The sequence below is a fragment of the Pseudomonas sp. GD04091 genome, assembly GCF_029836165.1.
GTDB lineage: Bacteria > Pseudomonadota > Gammaproteobacteria > Pseudomonadales > Pseudomonadaceae > Aquipseudomonas.
Genome location: NZ_JAOEBG010000003.1, coordinates 171,953 through 196,075, shown reverse-complemented (window position 1 = coordinate 196,075; position 24,123 = coordinate 171,953). Strand labels below are relative to the sequence as shown.

Genomic DNA, 24,123 nt, shown 5'->3' with positions numbered 1-24,123 from the left:
AGCAGCGGGCCCCTGGCCCTCCGACAGTTGCCATCTAGAGGTCATCGATGAAAACCCTCAACTCGACTCCCCGCGCCGACGGCTTCCACATGCCCGCCGAGTGGGCCCCGCAGACCCAGGTGTGGATGGTCTGGCCCGAGCGTCCGGACAACTGGCGCCTGGGCGGCAAGCCGGCCCAGGCCGCGCACGTGACCCTGGCCAAGGCCATCGCCCGTTTCGAGCCGGTGACCGTGGCGGTGTCCGCCGGCCAGTACGAGAATGCCCGTCGCCAGCTCGACCTGCCGAACATCCGCGTGGTCGAGATCAGCAACGACGACGCCTGGGTGCGTGACACCGGCCCGACCTTCGTCGTCAACGACCATGGCGAAGTGCGGGGCGTGGACTGGGGCTTCAACGCCTGGGGCGGCTTCGATGGCGGCCTCTACGCACCGTGGAACCGTGACGAGGAACTGGCCGCCAAGGTCATGGAAATGGAGCGCGTGCAGCGTTACCACACCGAAGGTTTCGTGCTCGAGGGCGGTTCGATCCACGTCGATGGCGAAGGCACCCTGATCACCACCGAAGAGTGCCTGCTCAACCGCAACCGCAACCCGCACCTGAACCGCGAGCAGATCGAAGAGATCCTGCGCGAGCATCTGGCGGTCGAGACCATCGTCTGGCTGCCGGATGGCCTGTTCAACGACGAGACCGATGGCCACGTCGACAACTTCTGCTGTTACGTCAGCCCGGGCGAAGTGTTACTGGCCTGGACCGATGATCCCCAAGACCCCAATTACTCACGCTGCCACGCCGCGTACGAGGTGCTGAAGAATACCCGCGACGCCAAGGGCCGCGAGTTCGTGGTGCACAAGATGCCGATCCCCGGCCCGCTGTTCGCCACGCAAGAAGAGTGCGCCGGCGTCGATCACGTGGCCGGCAGCCAGGAGCGTGACCCGTCGGTGCGCCTGGCCGGCTCCTATGTGAACTTCCTGATCGTCAATGGCGGCATCATCGCTCCGAGCTTCGACGACCCCGCCGATGCCCAGGCCAGAGCGATCCTGGCCAAGGTCTTCCCGGACCATGAAGTGGTGATGATCCCTGGCCGCGAGCTGTTGCTCGGCGGTGGCAACATCCACTGCCTGACCCAGCAGCAGCCGGCGCCGGTCAAGCGCTGATCCGCCCGTCACCGAGAAGGCCCGTCGCATGACGGGCCTTTTTGTTTGCGGGCGACGGTCGGTGGGGCGCCATGGCACAGCTCTTGTATTGTTTTTCCATTGTGTTTCAGAGGGATAGCGTTACGCCGTTCTGTAACAAACCTTACGTAAGTTAGCCGCTCACGGGCCTAGGGAGTGCGTGTTGAAATGAATGCAGCAAGTGAGTCGGCTTTGCCCCCATCGGCAGTGAATCACGAATCGCTCAAGGTCTTGGCGCAGTGGTTGAAACACCATGGAAGCAACCGGGTCAGGAAGACCGACCCACGACGTCTGCTGGACGGGCGATACCCTCAGGGGCTGATCAGTGATGCCGAGCTTGAGGCTCTGCTGGCTGTCTGGCACTGACCGGGAAGGATCCTGTCGCAACGAAGAACGCCACCGCTTTCGCGGTGGCGTTTTCGTTTGGCGTTCAGGGCTTGCTGCAGGCAACGCGGTGCTTGGCACCGGCTATGCCGGTGTTCGCGGCTAAAGCCGCTCCTACAGGGATCGCGCCAGATTGAGGAGTCCCGAGCAAGCCAATCGCGCTACTGGCCCTCAGAAACTGTAGGTCCCGGTCACCACCAGGCTGCGCGGGTCGCCCACCTGGATCTGCCCGGCACTGGTCGCCGAGCTGTAGTAGGTCTGGTCGGTGATGTTGCTCAGTGCCGCGCGCACGTCCCAGTCATGGGTGCGGTAGCCCGCCAGGGCGTCCCAGCGGCCGTAGCCCGGCAGCTTCACGGTGTTTTGCGTATCTGCAAATCGGTCGCCGACCAACGTCAGGCCGGTTTCCGCATACCAGCCAAGCTCAGGTTTCCACGTCACGAACAGACTGGCGTTGCGTTTGGCGACATCGTAGATGCGATTCCCCTCCTGGCCACTGTTGTCCTTGACGATGGTCGCGTCCTGCAGGCCGACACCGCCACGCACATACCAGTTGCCAATCACGTTTCCGGTCGCCGTCAGCTCGATGCCTCTTGAGCGCTGCAGGCCGGTCAGCAGAATGGTTTCCCGGTCGATCGGGTCGCGGGTACGACGGTTGTACAGCTCGATTTCATACACTGCGAGGGTCGTGCTCAGGCGCTCGTCGAACCATTCGCTCTTGACGCCGATCTCCTTCTGGCGCGTCTGCTCGGGATCGGTGTGGTTGGTATTGCCGGCCGCCTGAGGCGTGACGCCGATCAGGCCACCACCGACAGGCGCATAGCTTCTGCTCCAGGAGGCGTAGAACGAATGGTCCTGCCATGGGGTGTAAACCACGCCCACCCGTGGGCTGACGCTGTTGTCCTCGACCTTTTCCGACAGATTGCTGAGCTTGCTGGTGGTTTCCACTTCAAAGCGGTCGAAGCGCACACCGGCCAGCAGCTGCCATTGATCGTTCAGGCGAATCTGGTCCTGCAGGTACAGGCCGGCGCTGTCGACATTGGTCAGGTTGTTGCTGGAGGCTCGCATCACCCCGTTGTGCTGATCGCGCTCGGTGGCCCCGCTCAGCGGCACCGAGGGCACGTTGACGCCCTGATCGAGTACCGAGTGGCGGCGCTGCTCGCCCACTTCCAGGCCCACCAGCAGCGTGTGTTCGAGGCCGAAGGTCTGCACGTGGCCTTCCAGCTCCACGGTGTTGTACAGGTTGCGGGTGTGCAGGTCCTGCTGCCAGCGCTGGCGACCAACCTGGCCGGTGGCGGGGGTGTAGCCGGTCAGGTAGGTGTTGTCGAAGTCGCTGTTCAGCTCGAACAGGCTGAAGGTGTGGCGCAGTTGCCACTGGTCGTTGAGCTCGTAGTTCAGCCGCGAGCGCAGCGACTGGGCGCGGTCGTCGATGTAGTCGCGCTCGGTGTCGCCGTAGGTGGTCTTGCGGCTGACATCGGCCGGGCGCCCGGTGAGCGGATTGCCGGGGATACCGCGGTCAGGGGTGCGGTTGTAGCGGCTGTACTCGTACTGCACCAGCCAGTTCAGGTCAGGGGTGAGCTGCCAGCTCATGGACGGGGCGAACAGCTGGCGGTGGTTGCCGTCGATGCCGTCGCGGAAGCTGTTCTTGTCTTCGTTTCCCAGGTTCAGGCGCAGGCTGAGGGTGTCGCTCGGGTCGGCGCTGAGGTCGGCGTACAGGCTGCGCAGGTCCTGGCTGCCGCCCTGGGCTTCGATGCTCGAGCGGCGGCCGTGTTCCGGCGCCTTGCTCACTCGGTTGACGATGCCGCCCTGGCTGCCGCGCCCATAAAGCACCGCCGCCGGGCCCTTGAGCACCTCGACCCGCTCGATGTTGTGCAGGTCGCGGGTGTACTGGCTGTCGTCGCGGACGCCGTCCAGGTAGAAGTCGTTGCTGGCTTCGAAGCCACGGATGCGCAGGCTGTCGAAGCGGGTGTCGGCGCCGCTGCTGACGTTGGGGATGCCTTCCAGTGCCTTGCCCAGGTTGCTGCTGCCGTAGTCCAGCACGTTGCGGGTCTTCACCGAGTCGATGGCCTGGGGCACGTAGCGCGCGGGCGTCGAGGTACGGGTCGCGGTGGTCACGTCCTTGACCCGTGGATTGTCCTCTTCGCGGGTGCTGTCGGCGGTCACCGAGGTTTCCGGCAGGGTGGTGGAGGCGGCACTGGCGAGGCCGGCGCTGCACAGCAGCGACAGGCCCAGGGTCAAGGGCGAAAGGCGGCAGGGAGCAAGCATCAGAAGCGTCCGGTAAAGGAGTGAGAAATTGGGCGCGAATGGTAATGCTTGCTATTTGCTGTTGCTCGCCTATTTGTAAATGGTTCTCTTTACATTTGTTTCAAGATGTTGCTATCCGTTTGGATGCTTTTCTCGATGATGACGGTTCCGATCGAGTGCTGTTGCAGGCGTCCGTTCCCACGACATTGCTGGTGATGCAGAGCGGATCGACATGACAGTTTTACGTTTGTCGCCTGCTTTCCACAAAAGAGACAAATTTGCGCTGACGCAGGGCAGATATGCATGGAAATGCACCAGCACGGACCTCGTTTTTGGTTATATCAACCTGCATTTCACGATTTTTTGACATGTATGAGCAGGCAGGGCTAGGATTCGGCGTCTACGCCTGCTGGCCATAACCTGGCCATGCGGCTGCAAGGTCCGCTGCAGAGCACCTGCGGGCCTTTCGGCTTGGATCCGCATAGCGTCGAACCTACGAAGGGGCGTTGGTTCAGGGCGTTCGAATGCAGAGCGTTTTTGATTACGAAATAAGGAAAATAACATGTTGAAAACCAGGATCAGCCTGGTCGCCTTGGCGATGATCGCCGCGACCCAGGCACAGGCCAATGAGCAGGCTGAAAGCAAAGGCTTCATCGAGGACAGCCACGCCAACGTCCTGCTGCGCAATGCGTTCATCAACCGTGACAAGAAGCACCACACCAACGACCAGTCCCAATGGGGCCAGGGCGTCATCGCCAACTTCTCCTCCGGCTTCACCCAGGGCACCGTCGGCGTGGGCGTCGACGCCTTCGGCCTGTACGCCGTGCGCCTGGATGGCGGCAAGGGCCGTAACGGCGGCGGTGGTATCGACTTCTTCAAGCGGCACAACACCGTCGATGCCGACGAACAGAGCAGCTCCGAGCACGACATCGCACGTGGCGGCGCGGCCGTGAAGTTCCGTATCTCCAACACTGTGCTCAAGTACGGTGACCAGATGCCGGCCCTGCCGGTCCTGCAGTACGACGACGCACGTCTGCTGCCGGAAAGCTTCACCGGCACCATGATCACCTCCAAGGAGATCAAGGGCCTGGAAATCAACGCCGGCCGCTTCACCCAGGAAGCGCGCAAGAGTGCCGAACGTCGTGATGGCGGTGGCCTGAAGTCGATCAACGTGCTCGGCGGCAGCTACAAGTTCACCGACAACTTCACCGCGTCGCTGTACACCGCCGACAACGAAGACGTGATGAAGAAGCACTACCTGGGCCTGAACTACGTCTTCCCGATCGCCAGCGACCAGTCCCTGACCCTGGACTTCAACGGCTACAAGTCGGACATCGACAGCAAGTACGTGCGTGCGGCCAAGCTCAACGGTGACTCCAACACCATCTGGAGCCTGGCGGCCACCTACGCCTATGGCCCGCACTCGTTCACCCTGGCGCACCAGCGCAGCACCGGCAGCACCGGCTACAACTACGGCTGGTACCAGAACGATGGTGGCGTGGGTGACGGTGGTTCGACCATCTACCTGGCCAACTCCTACTGGTCCGACTTCAACGCCGAGGACGAACGCTCCTGGCAGCTGGGCTACGGCCTGGACTTCGGCGCCTTCGGTGTACCGGGCCTGACCTACAAGCTGGCCTACGTGGTGGGTGACAACATCAACACCCGCAACGCGAAGAACCCGCAAGGCTTCGGTGAGGGCAAAGAGCGCGAGATCTTCAGCCAGGTTCGCTACGTGGTTCAGGAAGGCCCGGCCAAGGACCTGTCGGTCAAGCTGCGTGGCTCGTTCCTGCGTACCAACAACGCGGTCCAGCAGAACGGCTACAACGACGACGGCAACGAAGTTCGCGTATTCGTCGAGTACCCGATCAGCATCTTCTGATCCTGATCCCGCGTCACCCGCAGCCCCGGCCTATGCCGGGGTTGTTTCTTTGCGGCGCCCGGCGACCGTCGCTGGCGCAGCTTCCATGTTCCCCGTTTCCGGCGCAAAGCTGTCACTGCGCGCCATCCGCCACATCCGCGCATAGAACTCGCTGCCGATCGCGCCACTGAGCAGTTCGCCCGGCTTGAGGAAGGTATGCAGCTGCGAGAACAAGCCGATCTCGCTGGGGCTGATGCGCCGGGCCAGGTGCTTGGGCTTGAGCTCGCTGGGGTGGTCCAGGCCGGCGGCGGCGAGCATTTCGGCCAGGGCATGCAGGGTGTTGCGGTGGAAGCTCGCCACCCGCTCGGCCTTCTCTGGCACCACCAGCGCCCGCTGGCGCAGCGGATCCTGGGTGGCCACGCCGGTCGGGCACTTGTTGGTGTGGCAGCTCTGCGACTGAATGCAGCCGATGGCGAACATGAAGCCCCGCGCCGAGTTGACCCAGTCGGCGCCGATGGCCAGCACGCTGGCGATGTCGAAGGCGCTGACCAGCTTGCCGGCGGCGCCGATGCGCACGCGTTCGCGCAGGTTCAGGCCCACCAGGGTGTTGTGCACGAACATCAGCCCGTCGCGCAGGGGCACGCCCATGTTGTCGGAGAACTCCCGGGGCGCCGCGCCAGTGCCGCCCTCCTTGCCATCGACGACGATGAAGTCCGGGGTGATCCCCGTGGCCAGCATGGCCTTGGCGATGCCCATGAACTCCCAGGGGTGACCCAGGCAGAACTTGAAGCCCACCGGCTTGCCGCCGGACAGCTCGCGCAGCCGGGCGACGAACTGCAGCAACTCCCGCGGGGTGTGGAAGGCGCTGTGGGCGGCTGGCGAGATGCAGTCCTCGCCTTCACTCACGCCACGGGTGGCGGCGATCTCGGCGCTGACCTTGTGGCCGGGCAGGATGCCGCCATGCCCGGGTTTGGCGCCTTGGCTGAGCTTGATTTCGATCATCTTCACCTGAGCATCGGCGGCCTGCGTGGCGAAGCGTTCGGGGTCGAAGCGCCCGTCCTCGCCACGGCAGCCAAAGTAACCGCTGCCGATTTCCCAGATCAGGTCGCCGCCATGCTCGCGGTGGTACGGACTGATGCTGCCCTCGCCGGTGTCATGGGCGAAGCGGCCCAGACGCGCGCCCTTGTTCAGCGCGGCGATGGCGTTGGCGCTGAGGGCGCCGAAGCTCATGGCCGAGATGTTGAAGATCGAGGCCGAATACGGCTGGCTGCATTGCGGCCCGCCGATGCGGATCCGGAACGAAGCCGGGTCAGGCGTCGCCACGGGCAGCATGGAATGGCTGATGAACTCGAAGCCGGGCTTGTAGGCGTCGTTGAGCGTGCCGAAGGCCTTCTCGGCGCTCTCGTTCTTGGCCCGGGCATAGACCAGCGACCGCTGGGCGCGGGAGAACGGCAGCTTGTCGTCGTCGCCTTCGATCAGGTACTGGCGGATCTCCGGGCGGATGGTCTCGATCAGGTAGCGGATGTTGCCCAGGATCGGGTAGTTGCGTCGCACGGCGTGGTGGCGTTGGCGCAGGTCGTTGAGGCCGACCAGGCTGAGCAGGGCGGTGATGAGGGTGAAGGGCCAGAGCCAGGTGTGCTCGAGTAGCAAGGGTACGCTGGCGAGCGTGAAGATCAGGCACAGGAGCAGGCAGGCATAGCGGCTGGGGAGGGAGTCTTTCATGGGTCCATCGCAGGCGGGATGACCCGGCCTAGGATAGGCAAAGCCCGTGCGGGGAAAACCAGGGGTTTTGGTAAAAGACTGTTACTCGAAGCGGAGTTGCCTGGGGTGGTTCACATCGCCAGCTTTGACCGGGGCCCAGGCCCCGGTATCCATTCAGGTGAACTGGATGAAGAAGAAGCCGGCTTCATCGCCTTGCTTGCCGCGCCGTGCTTGTCTGTCGACATACAGGTAGCCGATTCCGTCCGAGAACAATCCCTCGTGGTGCGGGCTGGCGGCGGCCACATCGCTGTCGAGCAGTTGCATCAGGAACAGAAAGCGCTGGGGTTCGTAGATCGGGTCCTGCAGCCAGCAAGGCCGGCCGACGGGCTTGCTCAGGTCGATGCCGTTGTCCTCGTCTTCCAGTTCCTGTTCCTCTTCCTCGTCGCTGAACGGTTCGAACTGGATGTAGGCACGGTCCAGCAAAAGGGCGGTGGCGGGCGGGGCGATCGGCTGGTCGGCCAGTGCGTGCAGGATGACTCGGGTAAAGCCGTTGGCGCGTTTCTCGTCGAGCTCACTCTGCTGGTTGACGGTGTAGTGACGCTGGGTGGATCGACTGAAGCCGCCATCATGCTGACGCGCAGTGATGAACACCGTGATCGCCATGCCGGGCGGAACGAAGGTGACGGGCAGGAACTGTTCGGTCAACGTCACCAGCGGGGTCATCGGCTCACCCGTGTCCGGGCTCGACGGCCACAGCGAGATATCGTTGAGGCGGGCGCTGCCGCCGATCTGGCCGAGCCCGTGATCCTGGTCGGAAAGCACGATCTTTTGCGAGTTCATGGTCAATAGCACCCTTTGCTTTTGGCGAACTTGATGGCGGAGCGCCGCGCTGTTCTGAGCTGTTGCTGGGTGATCTTGCCTTTGACCACCAGCGAGTTGTAGATGGCTTGCGACATCAGCCGGATTTCTGCCCTGCCGCTCTTGAGCATCTGGTTGGGCTTGAGGCCAAGCTGCTTGCGCAGGCGGTTTTCTTCCAGGTGAACCGCGTCATGGTTCTTCGGGCTCAGGGCGATGGAGGGGTTGCCTCGCATGCGCCGTTTCTTCGGCGCCAGGCCGATGTCCTGAAGGTACTTGTTGCGCATCAGTTCATGGGCTTCGAGCCCGTCACCGCGATGCGCCTTGGCGCCGTAGCCGGCGGTTTCACCTTCCTTGAGCAACCCCCAGGGGTCGATCCACGTGAAAGGGGTTGGCGCATATTGGTAGAGATTGAGCCCACCTGCCAGGCCGATGGGGTCGGGTTGGGTGAAACGACCGACATCGGGATCGTAGAAACGGAACAGGTTGTAGTGCAAGCCCGTTTCGCGATCCAGGTACTGCCCCTGGTACCGCAGGTTCTGCTCCTCCAGCAGGCTGCCCACCCGTTGTTCCTGCCAGGTCCCCCCCCAGGTCAGGTGGCGCGCGGTCCACAGCGACTCCCCTTGTTCGTCGGTCAGCTCCTCGGGCATGCCGATGAGGTCGTTGTGGTAATAGCTCAGCTGCTGGCTCGGCCCCTGGCCGTCCACCCGGGCCAACGGCTCATGCTCGTCGTCCCCGTACAGGTACAGTGTGTGCAGGCTATTGCGCTGCTCCGTCAGCAATCGCAGCCCGTCCCAGCTGAAGCGTGTGCTGCACAGGACCTGCCCATCAGCTGTCGAGACCTGCTTTGCGGTACGACGCCCCAGTGGGTCGTAACGCATCTCGACGATTCGCTCGCGTCCGGGCTGCAGGTTGTGGATTCGGACCAATCGGTGATCGGCATCGTATTCGAACAACTGCGTGCCTCGCCTGCGGCTGCGTTTCTCCACCAGGCGGCCAAAGCCGTCATAGCGGTAGCGTTTGTCCTCGTAGGTGATCAGCCGGTTGTGTCGAACCAGGCCGACGCCAGCAAGGGATGGGTCAAGAAGGTTGGCGGCGGCATCATAGGCGAACGTTTCACGCTGGCCCGTCGGGCTGTCCTGCCGTGCACGGATGCGGCCGGTCCGGTCATGCTGCAGTGTCTGCAGGTACTGCGTCCCGGGGCGTTGCACATGACGGCTGCTCAGGTTGTCCGCATCATCCATTTCGAAGCGCTGCTGCGCTTCGGCCGGCAGGTTTTCGGGCAATGTACCGGGATGACGAAGTCGAGCCCTGAGGCGCCCGCTGCGGTCATACAGGCTGCGAGTACTCAGCTGTCCCTGGGTACGCAGGGTTTCACGGTGCAGGCGGTCGCGCTGGAAGTCACAGACCACCCGGCCATCCAGATTGAGCTGGTGCAGATGGCCGCTGCCGTAGTAAAGGCGATTGAGCCAGCGCCCATCGGCCAGGCGTGTGCGCTCGACATTGCCCAGCGGATCGTAGAGATGCTGCAGCGTGCCGTTCGGACCACGTTCTTCGCGCAGCTGGCCGAGGGCATCGTAGGTGAAGTCCAGTTGTTCGCTGTGGCCCTGAACGTCGGTGAAGCGTATGGCCAGTAGCTGGTCCAGCGGATCATGGCGATAGTCGGTGCGGCCCGAAGGGGTATGCCGGGCTAACAGGCGTCCACCGAGGTCATAGGTCATGTGATGGAGGATGGGCGTGTCCTGGCTGCCGGGCGTGGGGATGAACGTCACGTGGGTGAGGTTGTCCTGGCCGTCGTACTGGTATTCCCTGGCACTGGCGTCCACATTGCGCTCAACGACGAGCCGGTCGCCATCATCCCACTCGTAGCCGCTGGTCTCGCCATTCTCGTTACGCAGCGCGAGCAGGCGCCCAAGCGGGTCATAGTGGTAGGTCACTTCGCGCCCGAGTGGATCGATGTGCCGTTCCAACTGGCCACGCTTGTTTCGCTGGTATTGCGTCACATGGCCTGCGCTGTCGACATGGCGGATCAGCAAGCCATTGGCATCAAGCAAGCATTCTTCGCGGCGTCCGTCGGGTAGCACCAGGCCGACCAGGCGCCCCGAGGCATCGTGTCGATATTCGGTGCGCTCGCCCTGCGCGTCGACCAGGGTGTCGAGATGGCCGCGCGCGTCGTAGCTAAAGCGCGTGGTGTATCCCGAGCAGTCGGTCTGTCCGATCAGCAGGCCCAGGTCGTTCCAGCGCAGCTTGCGGGACCGGCCAGCGGCGTCGGTGATCTCGACCGGATTGCCATGGGCATCGTGGTGGTAGCGGGTGTGCTGGCCAAGCGGATCGGTTTCCCGGATGCAGTTGCCGCGGGGATCGTAGGCGAAGGTCCAATGGTTGCCGGCCGGGTCGGTATGGCTGCGGGGCAATGACCAGTGCTCAAGCCAGACGGTGGACTCTTTGCGCCCGAGGGGGTCGATGGTTTCGGCAAGGTTGCCGGACTCGTCGTAGAAGTATTGCCAGTCTGCCCCCCTCGGATCACTGGCCGCCAGCAACTGACGCTCATCGTTCCATTCGAAACGCCAGGTCTGGCCAAGGGCATCGGTGAAGGCGGTGATCTGGTACTGGCTGTTCCAATGGCGCACGCTGGTACGCCCCAGGCTATCGGTGACCTGGGTGATGCCTGCGGCGACATCGTAGGTGAAGTCGTAACTGTCACCCGCGTCGGTCCAGTGGCGGGACACTCTCCAGCCATCGGCATGGCGGGCCCATTCATAGAAGCAGCGCAAGCCGCTGCGGGTTCGATGCTCGACCATGCGTCGGGCCGGATCATAAGCGAAACTGCGCACTGGCCGGCCATCGCCATCGAACACCTGGGCAAGGTCACCCTGGCTGTCGTAACCATAGCTGGCCAGTCGTCGGAGGCTACCATCGGTGTCCTCACGCTCCAGCAGGCTGACACGTTGTGGCCATTCAGGGCTGTAGTGCAGCCGGATGCGCACCAGGTCGAAGGTGTCGCGCAACCGCAGGAGCCTGCCTTGCTCGTCGTAGTCCAGGTGTATGCGGTTGTCGTTGCGGTCACCAAGCTGGCTCAGGCGCAGAATGTCTGGCTGGCCGGGCGTAGGTTGGAACAGACGGTACTGCCCCTCACGACTTTCGGTCAGCAGTTCGCCGTTGAGCGCGCGGCGCACGCTCAGGCCTTCGCCGACGCTGAAGACCGCGTCACCGGGCGCGATCGGGCCCATGTCCACGACCCGTGCCTGCTCGTCGGTCAGCAGCAGCCGCTCACCGTGTTCGGCAGTCGACTCGATGCGCACGCGGACTTCGTACGGTACGCTCCAGCCGGCGCCGAACAGCCCGTCGACACGTTCGTCGTGACTGTTGTAGTAACGCTGCCAGTCCATCGGCAACATGGCCTGCACGCTGAAGTCGAGGTCGTCTTCGGCGCACAGTATCTTTGCGCCGGTCGGCGCGTGCACCGGATTGGGCGAGCCGGCGATTGCCCGGGTCAGCGCGCCGGTCACCTGGCCTGTGATGACGTTGCTTACACCACCGATCAGCATGCAGCCAAACTTGCTGTAGAACTTCCCCCCCCGCCCGCGCAGCAGCATCAGCGCCGTGATCGCCAGGCCGATCCCCGGCGTCTTGCCGCTGCGGATCTCGCGCACCACGATCGGCTCGCCGCCGATGCGCACGTTGTCCGACACCAGGCCGCCATCGACGATCACCGCTTCGCAGGTGCTGCGATCGCCGCTGCGGCAGGCCGGGTGGCCGTTGATCAATACCTTGCTGGACCCCTCGGCCAGGTACTGCGGCGGCATCGGTGGGTGCTTGGTGCACAGCACTTTGTCGTCGGGGGCTTCCTGGGTGTTGGGCGCGGGGCTGGCGACGGTCGGCCGCCACATCTGCGAGAAGAAACCCTTGGCCATGTCGAGGAAGGTCTCATCCGCTTCCTCGGCCTGGGCGCCGCCAGCGCCACCGGGGGCCGGGGCCGAGGGCGCGGTCACCACCCCGGCCGCACGCGCGGCGCGCTTGCCGTTGGTCTTGGTGTTGGGCGAGCCGCTGGCGATGTTGGCTTGCACCGATGGCGGGAACAGGAAGTTGCCAATGCCCTCGCATAATCGACTGAGCCCCGTGTCCGCGCCGGTCTTGGCCATGACCACGCCGACCACCAGCCCGACCACCGCGCCAAGCACGAAGCAGCCCAGGCCACCGGTGGCCACGGTGAGACCCAGCGCCGCGGCGACCGCGGCGGTGGCCAGGGCGCCGATGGCGATGTTGGCGGCGACTTCCAGCACCCCGCCGACGATGTCGGCCATCAGCGAGGTGTGCATCAGCGCGTCGCCTTCGCGGGCGGCCCAGAGTGCGTCGGACATGGTGACGGGTCAGCCCAGGTTGTCGAAGTCGATGGACTGCTTGATCGTCGCCCAGTGCGCCGCCTCCGCCTCGCCCAGCGGGGTCGGCTTGACGTAGCTCAGGGCGAACATCTTGCGCGTGCCCGGCAGCACCAGCGCCAACTGGTACTGGTAGACCTTCTCCTGGCCCTTGCTGAACTGGCTGCTCAGCTCGATCGCCTCGATCGGCTGGGCCGCGCCCACCTGGGTGGCGCGAGCCGGCTGGAACTGCAAGTCCTTGACCTGCTGCCGCAGGCGCTGCAGCTGGCCGTCGAAATTGCTCTGCAGGGTCTCGCCCTCCTCGAGCAGGCTGCGGCTGACGATCAGCGAGGTACCGAGGGCCTCGAAACGCAGGATGTTGATACTGGTGTCGCGCACCTGGGCGTCGGGCAGGGCGAAGCGGAATTCGTTGAGGCGATAGCTCATGGTGGGGTCTCGTTACTTGCCGGTGCCGGGGAAGAGGGCCTTCACCGCGCCGTCGATGGTCGTTTTCACGCCCTGGCTCTGCGGGTCGGTCTGCGCGCCGCTGCCCACGTTCAGGTCAAGGGTGCCGCCGGTGTTGATCTCGGCGTCCGCGTTGGCGTGGAAGCTGAACTGCTCGCAGCTGATGTTGATCTGGCCGCTGGCGTTGAGCTCGATCACGCTCTTGCCGCAGACCAGGCGCAGGTTCTCGCCGACCTCGATGAGGTAGCTGCTGCTGACGCTGTCGGTCTTGCTAGCGCCGACCAGCAGCATGTCGTCGCGGCGCACGGCGCGAATGCGGTCCTGGCCGATGGTGATGGTTTCGAGCATGCCGACGGTCTGGGTGCGATTGACGCCCACCGACAACGTTTCGCTCTGCTCCACTACCGTGTCCATGTTGCGTTCGGCGTGCACGTACAGCTGCTCGGCGCCCTTCTTGTCCTCCATGCGGATTTCGTTGAAGTTGGCCGGGCTGCCGCCCTTGCTCGAGCGGCTCTTCATGCCGCTCTGGGTGGCGCCGCCGGGCAGGTCGTAGGGCACTGTCTGTTCGGCGTTGTACACGCGGCCGGTGATGATCGGCCGGTCAGGGTCGCCTTCGAGGAAGCTGACGATCACCTCCTGGCCGATCCGTGGCACCTGGATTGAGCCCCAGTTCTTGCCCGCCGTGGCTTGCGATACGCGGATCCAGCACGAGCTGTTCTCGTTGGACTGGTCGTGGCGGTCCCAGTGGAAGTGCACCTTCACCCGGCCGTACTGGTCGGTCCAGATCTCCTCGCCGGAGGGGCCGACCACCACGGCGGTCTGCGGCCCTTTGACGATCGGCCTCAGGGTGCTGCCGACCGGGCGGTAGCTCTGCTGCGCGTCGATGCAGCTGAGGTTGCTTTCGAACTGCGCTGCACCGCTGCCACCGCCGCTCTCCAGGCGCTCCTGATGCACGTAGTAGCGGGCGGCGACGATCAGGTACTCGCGGTTCTGGTCCTGGCGGCTGAAGTTGCTCAGGCTGAACAGGTGGCCGCTGCCCAGGCCACGGGCATTGCCGCGCAGCTCGACCCGCTCGTGCAGGCTCTGCAGCGATTCCAGGCGGGTGCGGGCGTAGTGCTCGCCGTCCTGGCTCTGTTCGTAGGCGCCGGGATAGTCGTACAGCGGGTAGTCGCCGGCCTGGTGCGGCCGCGGCATGGCCGAGCGCACGTCGATGCGCGCGCTGGGGCGCTGGAAGTCGTAGTCGTTGAGTTCCAGCGAGCCGGGCTGGACTTCCTGGGCCAGGTGCCAGTCGTTGATATGGTCGCGCTCGCGGTGCTGGCCGTCCGGTGGGTAGTAGGGCACGGTCTCGTAGCCGGGCGCCTTCTGGTGCGCGCCGTAGGCGTCGGCCAGCACCAGCACGTGGCGCTCCTGTTCGTGGCGGAAGAAGTAGTAGATGCCTTCTTCCTCCATCAGGCGGCTGACGAAGTCGAAGCTGGTCTCGCGGTACTGCACGCAGTACTCGCGCTCGCGGTAGTTGCGGCTGAGCAGGTCCTCGAAATCCGAGAAGCCCAGGTCGCGGAACACCTGCTTGATGATCTGCGGCGCGCTCAGGTGCTGGAAGATCCGGCAGTCGCTGGTGCGCGTCAGCAGCCACAGCCAGGGGCGCAGGGTGACCCGGTAGGCGGCGAACTGGCCCTGGTCCACCGACTGGCTGCAGCGGGCGACGATACCGTGAAAGTGCCGCGACGTGGCGATGCTCTGCTGCACGCTCAGGCCCATGGGCTTGCCCAGCAGCTGGTTGAGGTCGATGGCCGGGTCGTCGCTGGTCAGCTGCAGCTCGTAGTCGAACAGGCGGCCGAGCTCCTCGCTGCCGCCCATCTCGGCCAGGATCAGCTTGTCCGGCCCCAGGGGGCTGTTGATCTGCGCCAGGCGCGTGAACTGCTTGAACAGCATGGTCGGTCCTGTCAGTCGGCGGCGCCGAAGTCATAGTGCAGGTCGTTGTCGCGGCGGCTGATGGCGACGCTGGCCAGCGGCTTGCCTTCGAGCATGCGCGTGAGGAACTCGCGGCTCATGTCCGGCAGCAGGCCGTTGGTGAGGATGGCGTCGATCATGCGGCCGCCGCTTTCGGTCTCGGTGCAGCGCGAGACGATCAGGTCGACCACGCCGTCGTCGTAGGCGAAACCGACCTTGTGCGTGCCTTCCACGCGCTTGCGGATGCGCTCCAGCTGCAGGCGGGTGATGGCCTTGAGCATGGCGTCGCTGAGCGGGTAGTAGGGGATGGTCACCAGGCGCCCGAGCAGCGCCGGCGGGAAGATCTCCAGCAGCGGCTTGCGCAGCGAAGTGGCCACGGCTTCCGGATCGGGCAGGGCCTGCGGGTCCTTGCAGATGTTGGCGATCAGCTCGGTGCCGGCATTGGTGGTGAGCAGGATCAAGGTGTTGCGGAAGTCGATCTGGCGGCCTTCGCCGTCTTCCATCACGCCCTTGTCGAACACCTGGAAGAAGATTTCGTGCACGTCCGGATGGGCCTTCTCCACCTCGTCCAGCAACACCACGCTGTACGGGCGGCGACGCACCGCCTCGGTCAGCACGCCGCCCTCGCCGTAGCCGACATAGCCGGGTGGCGCGCCCTTGAGGGTCGAGACGGTGTGGGCTTCCTGGAATTCGCTCATGTTGATGGTGATCAGGTTCTGTTCACCGCCGTACATGGCCTCGGCCAGTGCCAGCGCGGTCTCGGTCTTGCCCACGCCGGAGGTGCCGGCAAGCATGAACACGCCGATCGGCTTGTTCGGGTTGTCCAGGCCGGCGCGGGAGGTCTGGATGCGCTTGGCGATCATCTTCAGCGCGTGGTCCTGGCCGATGATGCGCTTGGCCAGGTGGCTGTCGAGGTTGAGCACGGTCTCGATCTCGTTGCGCGCCATGCGGCCCACCGGGATGCCGGTCCAGTCGGCGACCACCGAGGCCACCGCCTGGTAGTCCACGGTCGGCAGGATCAGCGGGCTCTCGCCTTGCAGGGCGGTCAGGCGCTGTTGCAGGTCGACGAGTGTTTCGCGCAGTTCATGGCTGCCCTGCACGTCCACTTCCTGGTCGACCACGCCGACCTGTTCGCGTAGCTGGGCGCGGGTGGCCAGCAGCTCGTCCACCAGGGCTTTCTCTTCGGCCCAGCGGCTCTCCAGGGCGACCAGGCGCTCGCGCTCTTCGGCCAGCAGGGTGTCGGCCAGGGCCTGGCGCTGCCCGGTCTTCACGCCGATCGCGGCTTCGCGGGCGATGATCTGCAGCTCGACTTCCAGTGCCTCGATGCGCCGACGACTGTCGTCCACCTCGGCCGGCACCGCGTGCAGGCTGATGGCGACACGGGCGCAGGCGGTGTCGAGCAGGCTCACCGATTTGTCCGGCAGCTGGCGCGCTGGGATGTAGCGGTGCGACAGCTTCACTGCCGCTTCCAGCGCCTCGTCGAGGATCTGCACCTGGTGGTGCTTCTCCATGGTCGAGGCCACGCCGCGCATCATCAGCAGGGCCTTGGCCTCGCTCGGTTCGTCGACCTGCACCACCTGGAAGCGGCGGGTCAGGGCCGGGTCTTTCTCGATGTGCTTCTTGTACTCGGCCCAGGTGGTGGCCGCCACCGTGCGCAGGCTGCCACGGGCCAGGGCCGGCTTGAGCAGGTTGGCGGCGTCACCGGTACCGGCCGCGCCGCCGGCGCCGACCAGGGTGTGGGCTTCGTCGATGAACAGGATGATCGGCTTGGGCGAGGCCTGCACATCCTCGATCACCTGGCGCAGGCGCTGCTCGAACTCGCCTTTCATGCTGGCGCCGGCCTGCAGCAGGCCGACATCCAGGCTGCGCAGTTCGACGTCTTTCAGTGCCGGTGGCACGTCGCCGGCGACGATGCGCAGGGCGAAGCCTTCGACCACGGCGGTCTTGCCCACACCGGCTTCGCCGGTGAGGATCGGGTTGTTCTGGCGGCGACGCATGAGGATGTCGACCAGCTGGCGGATCTCTTCGTCGCGGCCGACGATGGGGTCGAGCTTGCCGCTGCGGGCTTGCTCGGTAAGGTCGACGGTGAACCGCTTGAGCGCCTCCTGCTTGCCCATCGCCGCAGGCGCCACGGCGCCGCTGGCCTCACCGGGCGCGGCGGCGCTGAAGCCGTCGCTGGCGGCCAGGTTGTTTTCCGGCGAATCGCCCACGTATTCGTCGAAGCGTTCGCTCAGGGCTTCGATCTTCAGCTTGGCGAACTCGCTGGACAGGCCCAGCAGGGCGTTGCGCAGGCTCGGCGTCTTGAGGATGCCGACCAGCAGGTAGCCGGTGCGCACCTGGCTCTCGCCGAACATCAGGCTGCCGTAGACCCAGCCGCGCTCGACGGCCTCTTCCACCTGGGAGGACAGGTCGGTGATCGAGGTCGAGCCGCGCGGCAGCCGGTCCAGCGCGTCGGTCAGGTCGCGGGCCAGGCGCGCCGGCTCGACATTGAACTGGCGGATGATGCGGTGCAGGTCGCTGTCCTGCAGCTGCAGCAACTGGTGCAGCCAGTGCACCAGCTCGACGTAGGGGTTGCCCCGCAGCTTGCAGAACACCGTGGCCGCCTCGATGGCCTTGTAGGCGACGCTGTTGAGTTTGCCGAACAGCGCGGCGCGGCTGATTTCACCCATGGTCCTGACTCCTTGTGTGGGGCGCGTTGACCGGCTGCTCGGCGTAGTACCGGGCGAGCTTCAGGTCGTTGGCATCGTGCGAGGGTCGGCCAAGCCAGGTGTCGAACCCCAGGCGTCGGCCGGCATTGAGTTGCAGCGCGGGCACTTCGCCCTGCGCGAGGATGAGGTTGAGGTCCCAGTCCAGCTCCTGGCCCAGGTATTCGGCGACCCACGCCGCCAGCTCGACGAACGCCTGCCCGCCGGGGAGCAGGGCGTGGTACTGGTCGAGGGTCAGCGGGCCGAGGCACAGGCGGAACTTGTGCTGGCGGTCCCAGACGTAGCGGCCCAGGCACAGGTCCACGCCCAGGCGGTTGGCGCGCACGCCGAGCTGGCTGCGTTCGGGCAGCTCCAGCCACTGGCCGACGTATTCCTCGAGCGTCACCGGCACGCCGAAGTAACTCGACAGGATGCTGCACAGGCCGTCCGGATAGCGGGTCTGCGCCGCCAGGTGGCCGGACCAGTGCAGCTTGGCGGTGTCGGCCAGCGGTCCCTGGCCTTGCAGTTCCGCTTGGCCTCGTCCACTGAGGGCGGCCAGACGCGCGGCCCAGTAGTCATCGCCGGGGCGGTCGTGGCTGACGGTCGGCCGAGCCTCGGCCCAGGCGCGATAGAACAGGCTCAGCAGGCGGTGGTGGAAGATGTCGAGGAAGCGCTTGCTGGTCGGGTCGGCGTGATTGCGCTGGCGCTCGCGCATGTATTCGGTCAGGTGCAGCGGCAACGGGCCATTGGGGCCGCCGAGGCCGAAGAAGAACTGTTCCAGACGCGCCGGCCCGTCATCGTTGGCGGTGACCGAGGCCAGTGTCGCCGGGGCGAAGCCGCAGTCCAGGCGCTGGCCCAGGCGCACCGGCTCGTCGGCCAGCCGCTGCGAGTGGCCGAAGCGGGGCAGCTCGGGGTTTTCCGCCTCGAGGCGGCGCAGCGCCTGGAAGAAATCGTACTCCCAGGGCTCGGCCTGCATGGCCCGTAACGTGTTCACAGGGTCGGCCTGCGCCCGGGCTTGGCTTTCCAGCGCATGATCTCGCCACGTTCGCTGGTGCGCAGCACGGTTTCGGTGAAGCTGTTGATCGACACATAGCGGGTCAGGAAACGCTCGAAAACCGCCCCCAGCAGGAACACGCCGGTGCCGCGGAACGCGTTCTCGTCGAACGTCAGGGTGATCTCCAGGCCACGGCCGAAGACGATCGGGCCGGGCATCGGCAGGCGTCGGGTGCAGGGCTTGCTGCTGACCTCGCGCAGGCCGTCGATCTGCAACTGCAGGGCGCAGTCCTGTGGGTCGCCGTACAGGCGCAGCAGTTCGCGCAGAGCGGCGGCGCCCTGGCCCTGCTCGGCCAGGGACAGATAGTTCAGCGACAGCTGGCTGATCAGGCGCCAGGCGCGGTTGTCGTGGGCATGGCTGGCCTTGGGCCGACTGGGGCCGGCCAGGCAGCGCACGGCGGACACCGGTGCGCTGTCGGCCAGGCTGAAATCGCTGCGACCGTCGCCGACGTTCATGAACAGCGGCAGGTCGCGGTTGCTGCACAGCGCGCTGATGCCCAGCTGGCGCAGGTCGTGGCGGTACGGCGCCTGGTTGCCGTCGACCAGGCTGACGAAGGTCTCGCTGCCCATGTAGCTGGAGCGCGTGCCGTTGCGCCGCTGCTCGCTGGACAGCACCCGGGGTTCGCGGCGGACGATGTAGTAGGCCTGGTCGCGGCCATAGCGCGATGGGTCGCGCACCGCGTAGAACGGCAGGAACTCCTGGTCCGGCCCGGTGCCATGGCCGGTGACCCGCTGCAACGAGTGGATCTCGAAGTCGGTGGGCCGCGTGCGGTCGGCGATCACATGATGTTCATGGACCCGGTCGGTCAGGTGGAGGCGATCGACCCGGCGCGGGAACAGGTTGATCGCCGGGGTGCAGAACGGCACGAACTGGCCCGGGCCGACGCTGCTTTCCAGGCTCTGGTCGAAACGCTCGAACAGCACCAGCACTTCCAGTTCCTGACCGTCGCAGCGCTTGACCGCACGCTCCAGCCCGGCGAAATCGACGAACAGCAAGCGCTGCGGCAAGGCGAAATACTCCTGCAGCAGGCGGTAGCCCTGGAAGGCCTGGGGCACCACCGGCAACGCCGCTTCGCTGTCATCGAAACCACAGGGCAGCAAGGCTTGCTCGACCGGGATACGCTCGATCCAGTCGGCGCCCGGCTGGCGCACGAACACCGCGCAGGCGCTGCCCAGCAGTTGTTCGTAAAGGCGGAACGGGGTCTCGTCGGCACCATTGAGGTACAGCGGCAGGTGCGTCAGCGGCAGGCTGCTGAACGGGATCTCGGCGCCGCTGCGCAGGGTCAGGCGCAAGCCGGCGCGGGCCTTTGGCTCGCTGGCGGCCAGGCGACCGAGGACCGCGCCGGGGTTGCCGAAGTACTCGGCGCGGGCCACCTGCAGCGGCCACAGGGTGACGTCCTGGGTGCTGCGGAACTCGCAGGGCGTCTGCGAATTGCGTCCCAGGTTGGCGCGCAGCACGCTGTCGCGCGGCAACTGGAAACCGGCGGCCAGTGAGCCCTCGTCGGGGTCGGTGTGCATCTGCACCACGGTCATCGACGGCGTCGGCGCCAGGTAGTGCGGGTAGGCGATTTCCAGCAGGTTGTGGGTGAAGGTCGGATACTCGGCGTCGAGTTTGAGCTGCACCCGCGCGGTGAGGTAGGCGAAGCCTTCCAGCAGGCGCTCGACATAAGGGTCGGCGCACTCGATCCCGGACAGCGTCAGGCGCCCGGCGATCTTCGGGTATTCCTTGGCGAATTCCGCCGCGCCCTCGCGGATGTGCTGCAGTTCCTGGTTGTACAGATCGAGCAGGCGCGGGTTCATGCACGCCTCCGGCGTTCGGCGGGGGCCACGCGCACATGGCCGGACTCCAGGTCGACATCGGTCTGCAGCAGCAGGGGCAGGGCCGCCGGCTGGGCCCACAGGTCGCCCTCGATCTCGAAGCTCAGGGCGTTGGCGTTCATTTCGCCGGGCGCCGCCTGCGCGCGTACTTTCAGGGTATGGGCGAGGATGCGTGGCTCGTAGGTGGCGATGGCCTGGTGGATGATGCGCTCCAGCGCGGCCAGGTCGATGTTCGACGCGCTGTTGCCGGCCAGGGCCGGCAGGCCGTAGTTGACCACTGAGACGCCGGCCGGGGTGTTCAGGGTGTCGTGGCTGTCCAGCAGGGACGTGGTGTTGAGCAGCCAGGCCAGGTCGCGCAATACCGAGGCCTTGAGTTGCTGCAGGCTGAGCACGCGCTTGTCGGGGGCTTCCTGCGGGTTGCCCGGGTCATCGTCGGTCAGGCGATCCAGCAGCGAGGGCTGCAGGCGGTCGCGGGTGGCGATTTCGGCTACCACTGGAACAGCCCCACGAAGTTCTTCTGGTCCTCGACGCCGGTGTCGCACGACGCGCTTGGCGCCGCGATCGAAGCTTCGAGGCCTGTCTGGGTCAGGCGCACGGCGCGGGAGGTCTTCAGGCATTCGCCGTTGAGGGTCGGGTGCGGCCGCACGTGGGTCACCAGCACGATCGGCACGCCGTTGAACTGCTCGACCCGGGCCTCGCCGGCGCGATTCGGGCTCAGGCTGCACGGCCACTGCATGTCCAGCGCCAGGCTCTGATCGCCCTGGCTGAGGACGCACTGGCCGGCCCGTTCGCTCAGGCTGACTGGCGTACTGCCCATCGTGGCCTGGGTCAGCAGCCCCGGGTTATCGGCGTCGGCGCAGGCGCTCAGGCCCATCAGCAGCAGGCCGGCCAGGCTCAGGCGCTTCATGTCAGCTCCCAGAACCAGACCGCCTGGGACTGGTACGCGTCGTCATTGAAGCCCTTGGTCAGGCCGCGGTTCCACAGGTCGATATGATCGCCCGAGCGGTCCTCCCAGCGTTGCCCGTTACGCGCATAGCAATTGCGGTAGAAGATGATCCCGGTCTTGGTGCTGAGCTGGGCGCGGGCCTGAGCGCTACCGGCGATCTTCAGCGGGTAGAACAGCCGCCTTTCCAGCCAGTTGGCCAGGGACTCCGCGCCACGGGCGTGGCCATGGGCGCACTTGGGCTCGGTATAGGTCGACTTGTTGACCTTGATGCTCATCTCGCCATTGAGTGCGATGCTCATGCGGATGGCGCACTGGTTGTCCCAGGGGCCATCGCAGGGTGAGGACACTTTTGGATAGGCGTTCCACAGGTTGATGAAAGAAGGCTTGGCCATGATGTCCACCGTGGGCGGGTGACGTGTGCGGGGAGGGCACCCACGCGGCCTCAGGCAGCGCGGGCGCGGTCGGTCAGATCTTGACGTTGGAGCGGATGTTCCAGCCGTACTTGATCGGGCCGCCTTCCTTGGTGCCGTCGGCTTTCTGCGGTTGATAGTCGACGGTGACCTTGGCGAAGTTCAGGGTCACGTTCTCGGTCAGGCGGTCATCGCTGCCCGAGCCGCCGGTGCTCAGCGAGCTGATGATCACCTCTTCGAGGTTGATGATCAGGTACTCGACCTGGTTTTCCCCGCCGGCCTTGCGCACGGTGAGCTTGACCTTGTCGATGTGCTTGCCGCTGGAGCAGTGGGCCATCAGGTTGGGGCTGGACTTGTCGATGTACTTGGTGATCGACAGGTCCTGGATGTTGACCTTGCCCGAGCCGCCGCCGCTGCCCATGTGCATGTTGCCGGACTGGGACATGCCCCAGCTCCAGTTGAGCACGTCGATTTCGTCCTTGTGGGCCTTGTCCTGGGACTCGCCCTTGATGTCGCCGATCTTGATGAAAATATCTACAGCCATGATGTCCTCGGGATTTCGCGTCAGGTTGGCGGTTTGGTCCAGTTGGGCTGCTTCGCAGCCCTTTCGCGACGCAAGGCCGCTCCTACAGAAGCTGCGTCGGTCTCTCACTCAACACACGACATCGGCCCTCTGTGCAGGAGCGGCCTTGCGTCGCGAAAGGGCCGCGGAGCGGCCCCAAAGTCGTCAGGCGCTCTTGGCCGAAGGCAGCTTCGACACCAGGCGCAGCGACACGGTCAGCCCTTCGAGCTGGTAGTGCGGGCGCAGGTAGAAGCGCGAGTTGTAGTAACCCGGGTTGCCCTCGACTTCCTCGACCACCACTTCGGCGGCCGCCAGCGGATGCTGGGCCTTGGTGGTCTCGGTGGAGTGCGCCGGGTCGCCGTCGACGTAGTTGAGGATCCAGTCCTGCAGCCAGCGCTGCATCTCGTCCTTTTCCTTGAACGAGCCGATCTTGTCGCGAACGATGCACTTCAGGTAATGGGCGAAGCGGCAGGTGGCGAACAGGTACGGCAGGCGCGCGGCCAGGTTGGCGTTGGCGGTGGCGTCCGGGTCGTCGTATTCGGCCGGTTTCTGCAGCGACTGGGCGCCGATGAAGGCGGCGAAGTCGGTGTTCTTCTTGTGCAGCAGCGGCATGAAGCCGTTTTTCGCAAGCTCCGCCTCGCGGCGGTCGGAAATGGCGATCTCGGTCGGGCACTTCATGTCCACGCCACCGTCGTCGGTGGGGAAGGTGTGCGCCGGCAGGCCCTGCACTTCGCCGCCCGATTCCACGCCACGGATGCGCGAGCACCAGCCGTAGTGCTTGAACGAGCGGTTGATGTTCACCGCCATGGCGTAGGCGGCGTTGGCCCAGGTGTACTTGCTGCTGTCGGCGCCGTCGGTGTCTTCCTCGAAGGCGAAGGCCTCGACCGGGTCGGTCTTGGCGCCGTAAGGCAGGCGCGCCAGGAAGCGCGGCATGGTCAGGCCGATGTAGCGCGAGTCTTCCGACTCACGCAGCGAGCGCCAGCCGGCGTACTCCGGGGTGGTGAAGATCTTGGTCAGGTCGCGGGGGTTGGACAGCTCCTGCCACGAGCCCATGCCCATCACCGTCGGCGAGGCGGCGGAGATGAACGGCGCGTGCATCGAGGCGCAGACCTTGGACACCTCGCCCAGCAGCTCGACATCCGGCGGCGACTGGTCGAAGTAGTAGTCGCCCACCAGGCAGCCGTAGGGCTCGCCACCGAACTGGCCGTACTCTTCTTCGTAGAGCTTCTTGAAGATCGGGCTCTGGTCCCAGGCAGTGCCCTTGAATTTCTTCAGGGTCTTGTGCAGGTCGTTCTTCGAGATGTTGAGCACGCGAATCTTCAGCTGCTCGTCGCTCTCGGTGTTGTTGACCAGGTAGTGCAGGCCACGCCAGGCGCTTTCCAGCTGCTGGAAATCATCGTGGTGGATGATCTGGTTGACCTGGGCGGTGAGCTTGGCGTCGATGGCGGCGATGATCTGCTCGATCGAACCGATGGCATCGTTGGACACCAGGTTGGTCTGCGCCAGGGCCTGCTCGGCAAGGGTGCGTACGGCGCTCTGGACGGCTTCCTTGGCCCGCTCGGTCTTGGGCTTGAATTCCTGCAGCAGCAGGCTGGCGAAGTCGCTCGGGTCCTGGGTGGCCGCCTGGGGGGCCTGGCTGTCGCGCAACGGATCGTTCATGGTC

17 protein-coding genes are annotated in these 24,123 nt (G+C 65.4%); 3 read left to right on the top strand and 14 right to left on the bottom strand.

Annotation, left to right across the window (positions count from 1 at the left end):
• Nucleotides 1-47: 47 nt before the first annotated feature.
• Both aguA and N7422_RS05920 read left to right on the top strand, forming a co-directional pair.
• Nucleotides 48-1,154, top strand: coding sequence for an agmatine deiminase (gene aguA, locus N7422_RS05925; RefSeq protein WP_279805623.1), 1,107 nt, complete (start codon nucleotides 48-50; stop codon nucleotides 1,152-1,154).
• Between the two features lie 186 nt (nucleotides 1,155-1,340).
• On the top strand, nucleotides 1,341-1,538 hold the full coding sequence (locus N7422_RS05920; protein WP_279805622.1) for a hypothetical protein: 198 nt from the start codon (nucleotides 1,341-1,343) through the stop codon (nucleotides 1,536-1,538).
• A 189-nt stretch (nucleotides 1,539-1,727) separates the two neighbouring features.
• On the opposite strand, the gene N7422_RS05915 is transcribed toward N7422_RS05920, so the two are convergent.
• Entirely contained in the window at nucleotides 1,728-3,818 is a 2,091-nt protein-coding gene (locus N7422_RS05915; RefSeq protein WP_279805621.1) for a TonB-dependent siderophore receptor, read from the bottom strand.
• A gap of 541 nt (nucleotides 3,819-4,359) precedes the next feature.
• Here N7422_RS05915 and N7422_RS05910 point away from each other — a divergent pair.
• Nucleotides 4,360-5,679, top strand: coding sequence for an OprD family porin (locus N7422_RS05910; RefSeq protein WP_279805620.1), 1,320 nt, complete (start codon nucleotides 4,360-4,362; stop codon nucleotides 5,677-5,679).
• A 30-nt stretch (nucleotides 5,680-5,709) separates the two neighbouring features.
• Here N7422_RS05910 and N7422_RS05905 read toward each other — a convergent pair whose 3' ends face one another.
• From N7422_RS05905 to tssC, 13 genes are all read right to left on the bottom strand, one after another.
• A complete protein-coding gene (locus N7422_RS05905) occupies nucleotides 5,710-7,380 on the bottom strand; it encodes an FMN-binding glutamate synthase family protein (RefSeq protein WP_279805619.1) in 1,671 nt (556 codons plus the stop codon).
• A 153-nt stretch (nucleotides 7,381-7,533) separates the two neighbouring features.
• The gene (locus N7422_RS05900; protein WP_279805618.1) at nucleotides 7,534-8,199 is read right to left on the bottom strand and encodes a hypothetical protein; all 666 of its coding nucleotides are present in this window, start codon (nucleotides 8,197-8,199) and stop codon (nucleotides 7,534-7,536) included.
• 2 nt (nucleotides 8,200-8,201) lie between these two features.
• The gene (locus N7422_RS05895) at nucleotides 8,202-12,575 is read right to left on the bottom strand and encodes an RHS repeat-associated core domain-containing protein (protein ID WP_279805617.1); all 4,374 of its coding nucleotides are present in this window, start codon (nucleotides 12,573-12,575) and stop codon (nucleotides 8,202-8,204) included.
• A 9-nt stretch (nucleotides 12,576-12,584) separates the two neighbouring features.
• The gene (locus N7422_RS05890) at nucleotides 12,585-13,019 is read right to left on the bottom strand and encodes a DcrB-related protein (RefSeq protein ID WP_279805616.1); all 435 of its coding nucleotides are present in this window, start codon (nucleotides 13,017-13,019) and stop codon (nucleotides 12,585-12,587) included.
• Nucleotides 13,020-13,031: 12 nt separating this feature from the next.
• The gene (locus N7422_RS05885) at nucleotides 13,032-14,969 is read right to left on the bottom strand and encodes a type VI secretion system tip protein VgrG (RefSeq protein ID WP_279805615.1); all 1,938 of its coding nucleotides are present in this window, start codon (nucleotides 14,967-14,969) and stop codon (nucleotides 13,032-13,034) included.
• A gap of 11 nt (nucleotides 14,970-14,980) precedes the next feature.
• Nucleotides 14,981-17,656 (bottom strand): type VI secretion system ATPase TssH, encoded by a 2,676-nt coding sequence (tssH, locus tag N7422_RS05880; protein WP_279805614.1) that lies wholly within the window; start codon nucleotides 17,654-17,656, stop codon nucleotides 14,981-14,983.
• Complete coding sequence (gene tssG / locus N7422_RS05875; protein ID WP_279805765.1) at nucleotides 17,649-18,698, bottom strand: type VI secretion system baseplate subunit TssG; 1,050 nt, start codon at nucleotides 18,696-18,698, stop codon at nucleotides 17,649-17,651. Before tssG ends, tssH begins: the two co-directional genes overlap by 8 nt.
• A complete protein-coding gene (gene tssF, locus N7422_RS05870; protein WP_279805613.1) occupies nucleotides 18,662-20,524 on the bottom strand; it encodes a type VI secretion system baseplate subunit TssF in 1,863 nt (620 codons plus the stop codon). Before tssF ends, tssG begins: the two co-directional genes overlap by 37 nt.
• Nucleotides 20,521-21,036 carry a type VI secretion system baseplate subunit TssE gene (gene tssE / locus N7422_RS05865; protein ID WP_279805612.1) on the bottom strand — a complete coding sequence of 172 codons (516 nt, stop codon included), beginning with the start codon at nucleotides 21,034-21,036 and terminating at the stop codon, nucleotides 20,521-20,523. The genes tssF and tssE overlap by 4 nt, the downstream gene beginning before the upstream one ends.
• Nucleotides 21,030-21,449 carry a hypothetical protein gene (locus N7422_RS05860; RefSeq protein ID WP_279805611.1) on the bottom strand — a complete coding sequence of 140 codons (420 nt, stop codon included), beginning with the start codon at nucleotides 21,447-21,449 and terminating at the stop codon, nucleotides 21,030-21,032. The genes tssE and N7422_RS05860 overlap by 7 nt, the downstream gene beginning before the upstream one ends.
• A complete protein-coding gene (locus N7422_RS05855; protein ID WP_279805610.1) occupies nucleotides 21,446-21,880 on the bottom strand; it encodes a type VI secretion system amidase effector protein Tae4 in 435 nt (144 codons plus the stop codon). The genes N7422_RS05860 and N7422_RS05855 overlap by 4 nt, the downstream gene beginning before the upstream one ends.
• A 73-nt stretch (nucleotides 21,881-21,953) precedes the next feature.
• The gene (locus N7422_RS05850) at nucleotides 21,954-22,442 is read right to left on the bottom strand and encodes a type VI secretion system tube protein Hcp (RefSeq protein WP_279805609.1); all 489 of its coding nucleotides are present in this window, start codon (nucleotides 22,440-22,442) and stop codon (nucleotides 21,954-21,956) included.
• Between the two features lie 183 nt (nucleotides 22,443-22,625).
• Nucleotides 22,626-24,119 carry a type VI secretion system contractile sheath large subunit gene (gene tssC, locus N7422_RS05845; protein WP_279805608.1) on the bottom strand — a complete coding sequence of 498 codons (1,494 nt, stop codon included), beginning with the start codon at nucleotides 24,117-24,119 and terminating at the stop codon, nucleotides 22,626-22,628.
• Nucleotides 24,120-24,123 lie beyond the last annotated feature (4 nt).

Coding starts and splice junctions, on each gene's coding strand:
- N7422_RS05860 (WP_279805611.1), bottom strand. CDS start 21,449: ATGAAGCGCCTGAGCCTGGCCGGCCTGCTGCTGATGGGCCTGAGCGCC.
- N7422_RS05890 (WP_279805616.1), bottom strand. CDS start 13,019: ATGAGCTATCGCCTCAACGAATTCCGCTTCGCCCTGCCCGACGCCCAG.
- N7422_RS05850 (WP_279805609.1), bottom strand. CDS start 22,442: ATGGCTGTAGATATTTTCATCAAGATCGGCGACATCAAGGGCGAGTCC.
- N7422_RS05915 (WP_279805621.1), bottom strand. CDS start 3,818: ATGCTTGCTCCCTGCCGCCTTTCGCCCTTGACCCTGGGCCTGTCGCTG.
- tssF (WP_279805613.1), bottom strand. CDS start 20,524: ATGAACCCGCGCCTGCTCGATCTGTACAACCAGGAACTGCAGCACATC.
- aguA (WP_279805623.1), top strand. CDS start 48: ATGAAAACCCTCAACTCGACTCCCCGCGCCGACGGCTTCCACATGCCC.
- N7422_RS05855 (WP_279805610.1), bottom strand. CDS start 21,880: ATGGCCAAGCCTTCTTTCATCAACCTGTGGAACGCCTATCCAAAAGTG.
- N7422_RS05900 (WP_279805618.1), bottom strand. CDS start 8,199: ATGAACTCGCAAAAGATCGTGCTTTCCGACCAGGATCACGGGCTCGGC.
- tssC (WP_279805608.1), bottom strand. CDS start 24,119: ATGAACGATCCGTTGCGCGACAGCCAGGCCCCCCAGGCGGCCACCCAG.
- N7422_RS05885 (WP_279805615.1), bottom strand. CDS start 14,969: ATGCTGTTCAAGCAGTTCACGCGCCTGGCGCAGATCAACAGCCCCCTG.
- N7422_RS05905 (WP_279805619.1), bottom strand. CDS start 7,380: ATGAAAGACTCCCTCCCCAGCCGCTATGCCTGCCTGCTCCTGTGCCTG.
- N7422_RS05920 (WP_279805622.1), top strand. CDS start 1,341: ATGAATGCAGCAAGTGAGTCGGCTTTGCCCCCATCGGCAGTGAATCAC.
- N7422_RS05910 (WP_279805620.1), top strand. CDS start 4,360: ATGTTGAAAACCAGGATCAGCCTGGTCGCCTTGGCGATGATCGCCGCG.
- tssH (WP_279805614.1), bottom strand. CDS start 17,656: ATGGGTGAAATCAGCCGCGCCGCGCTGTTCGGCAAACTCAACAGCGTC.
- N7422_RS05895 (WP_279805617.1), bottom strand. CDS start 12,575: ATGTCCGACGCACTCTGGGCCGCCCGCGAAGGCGACGCGCTGATGCAC.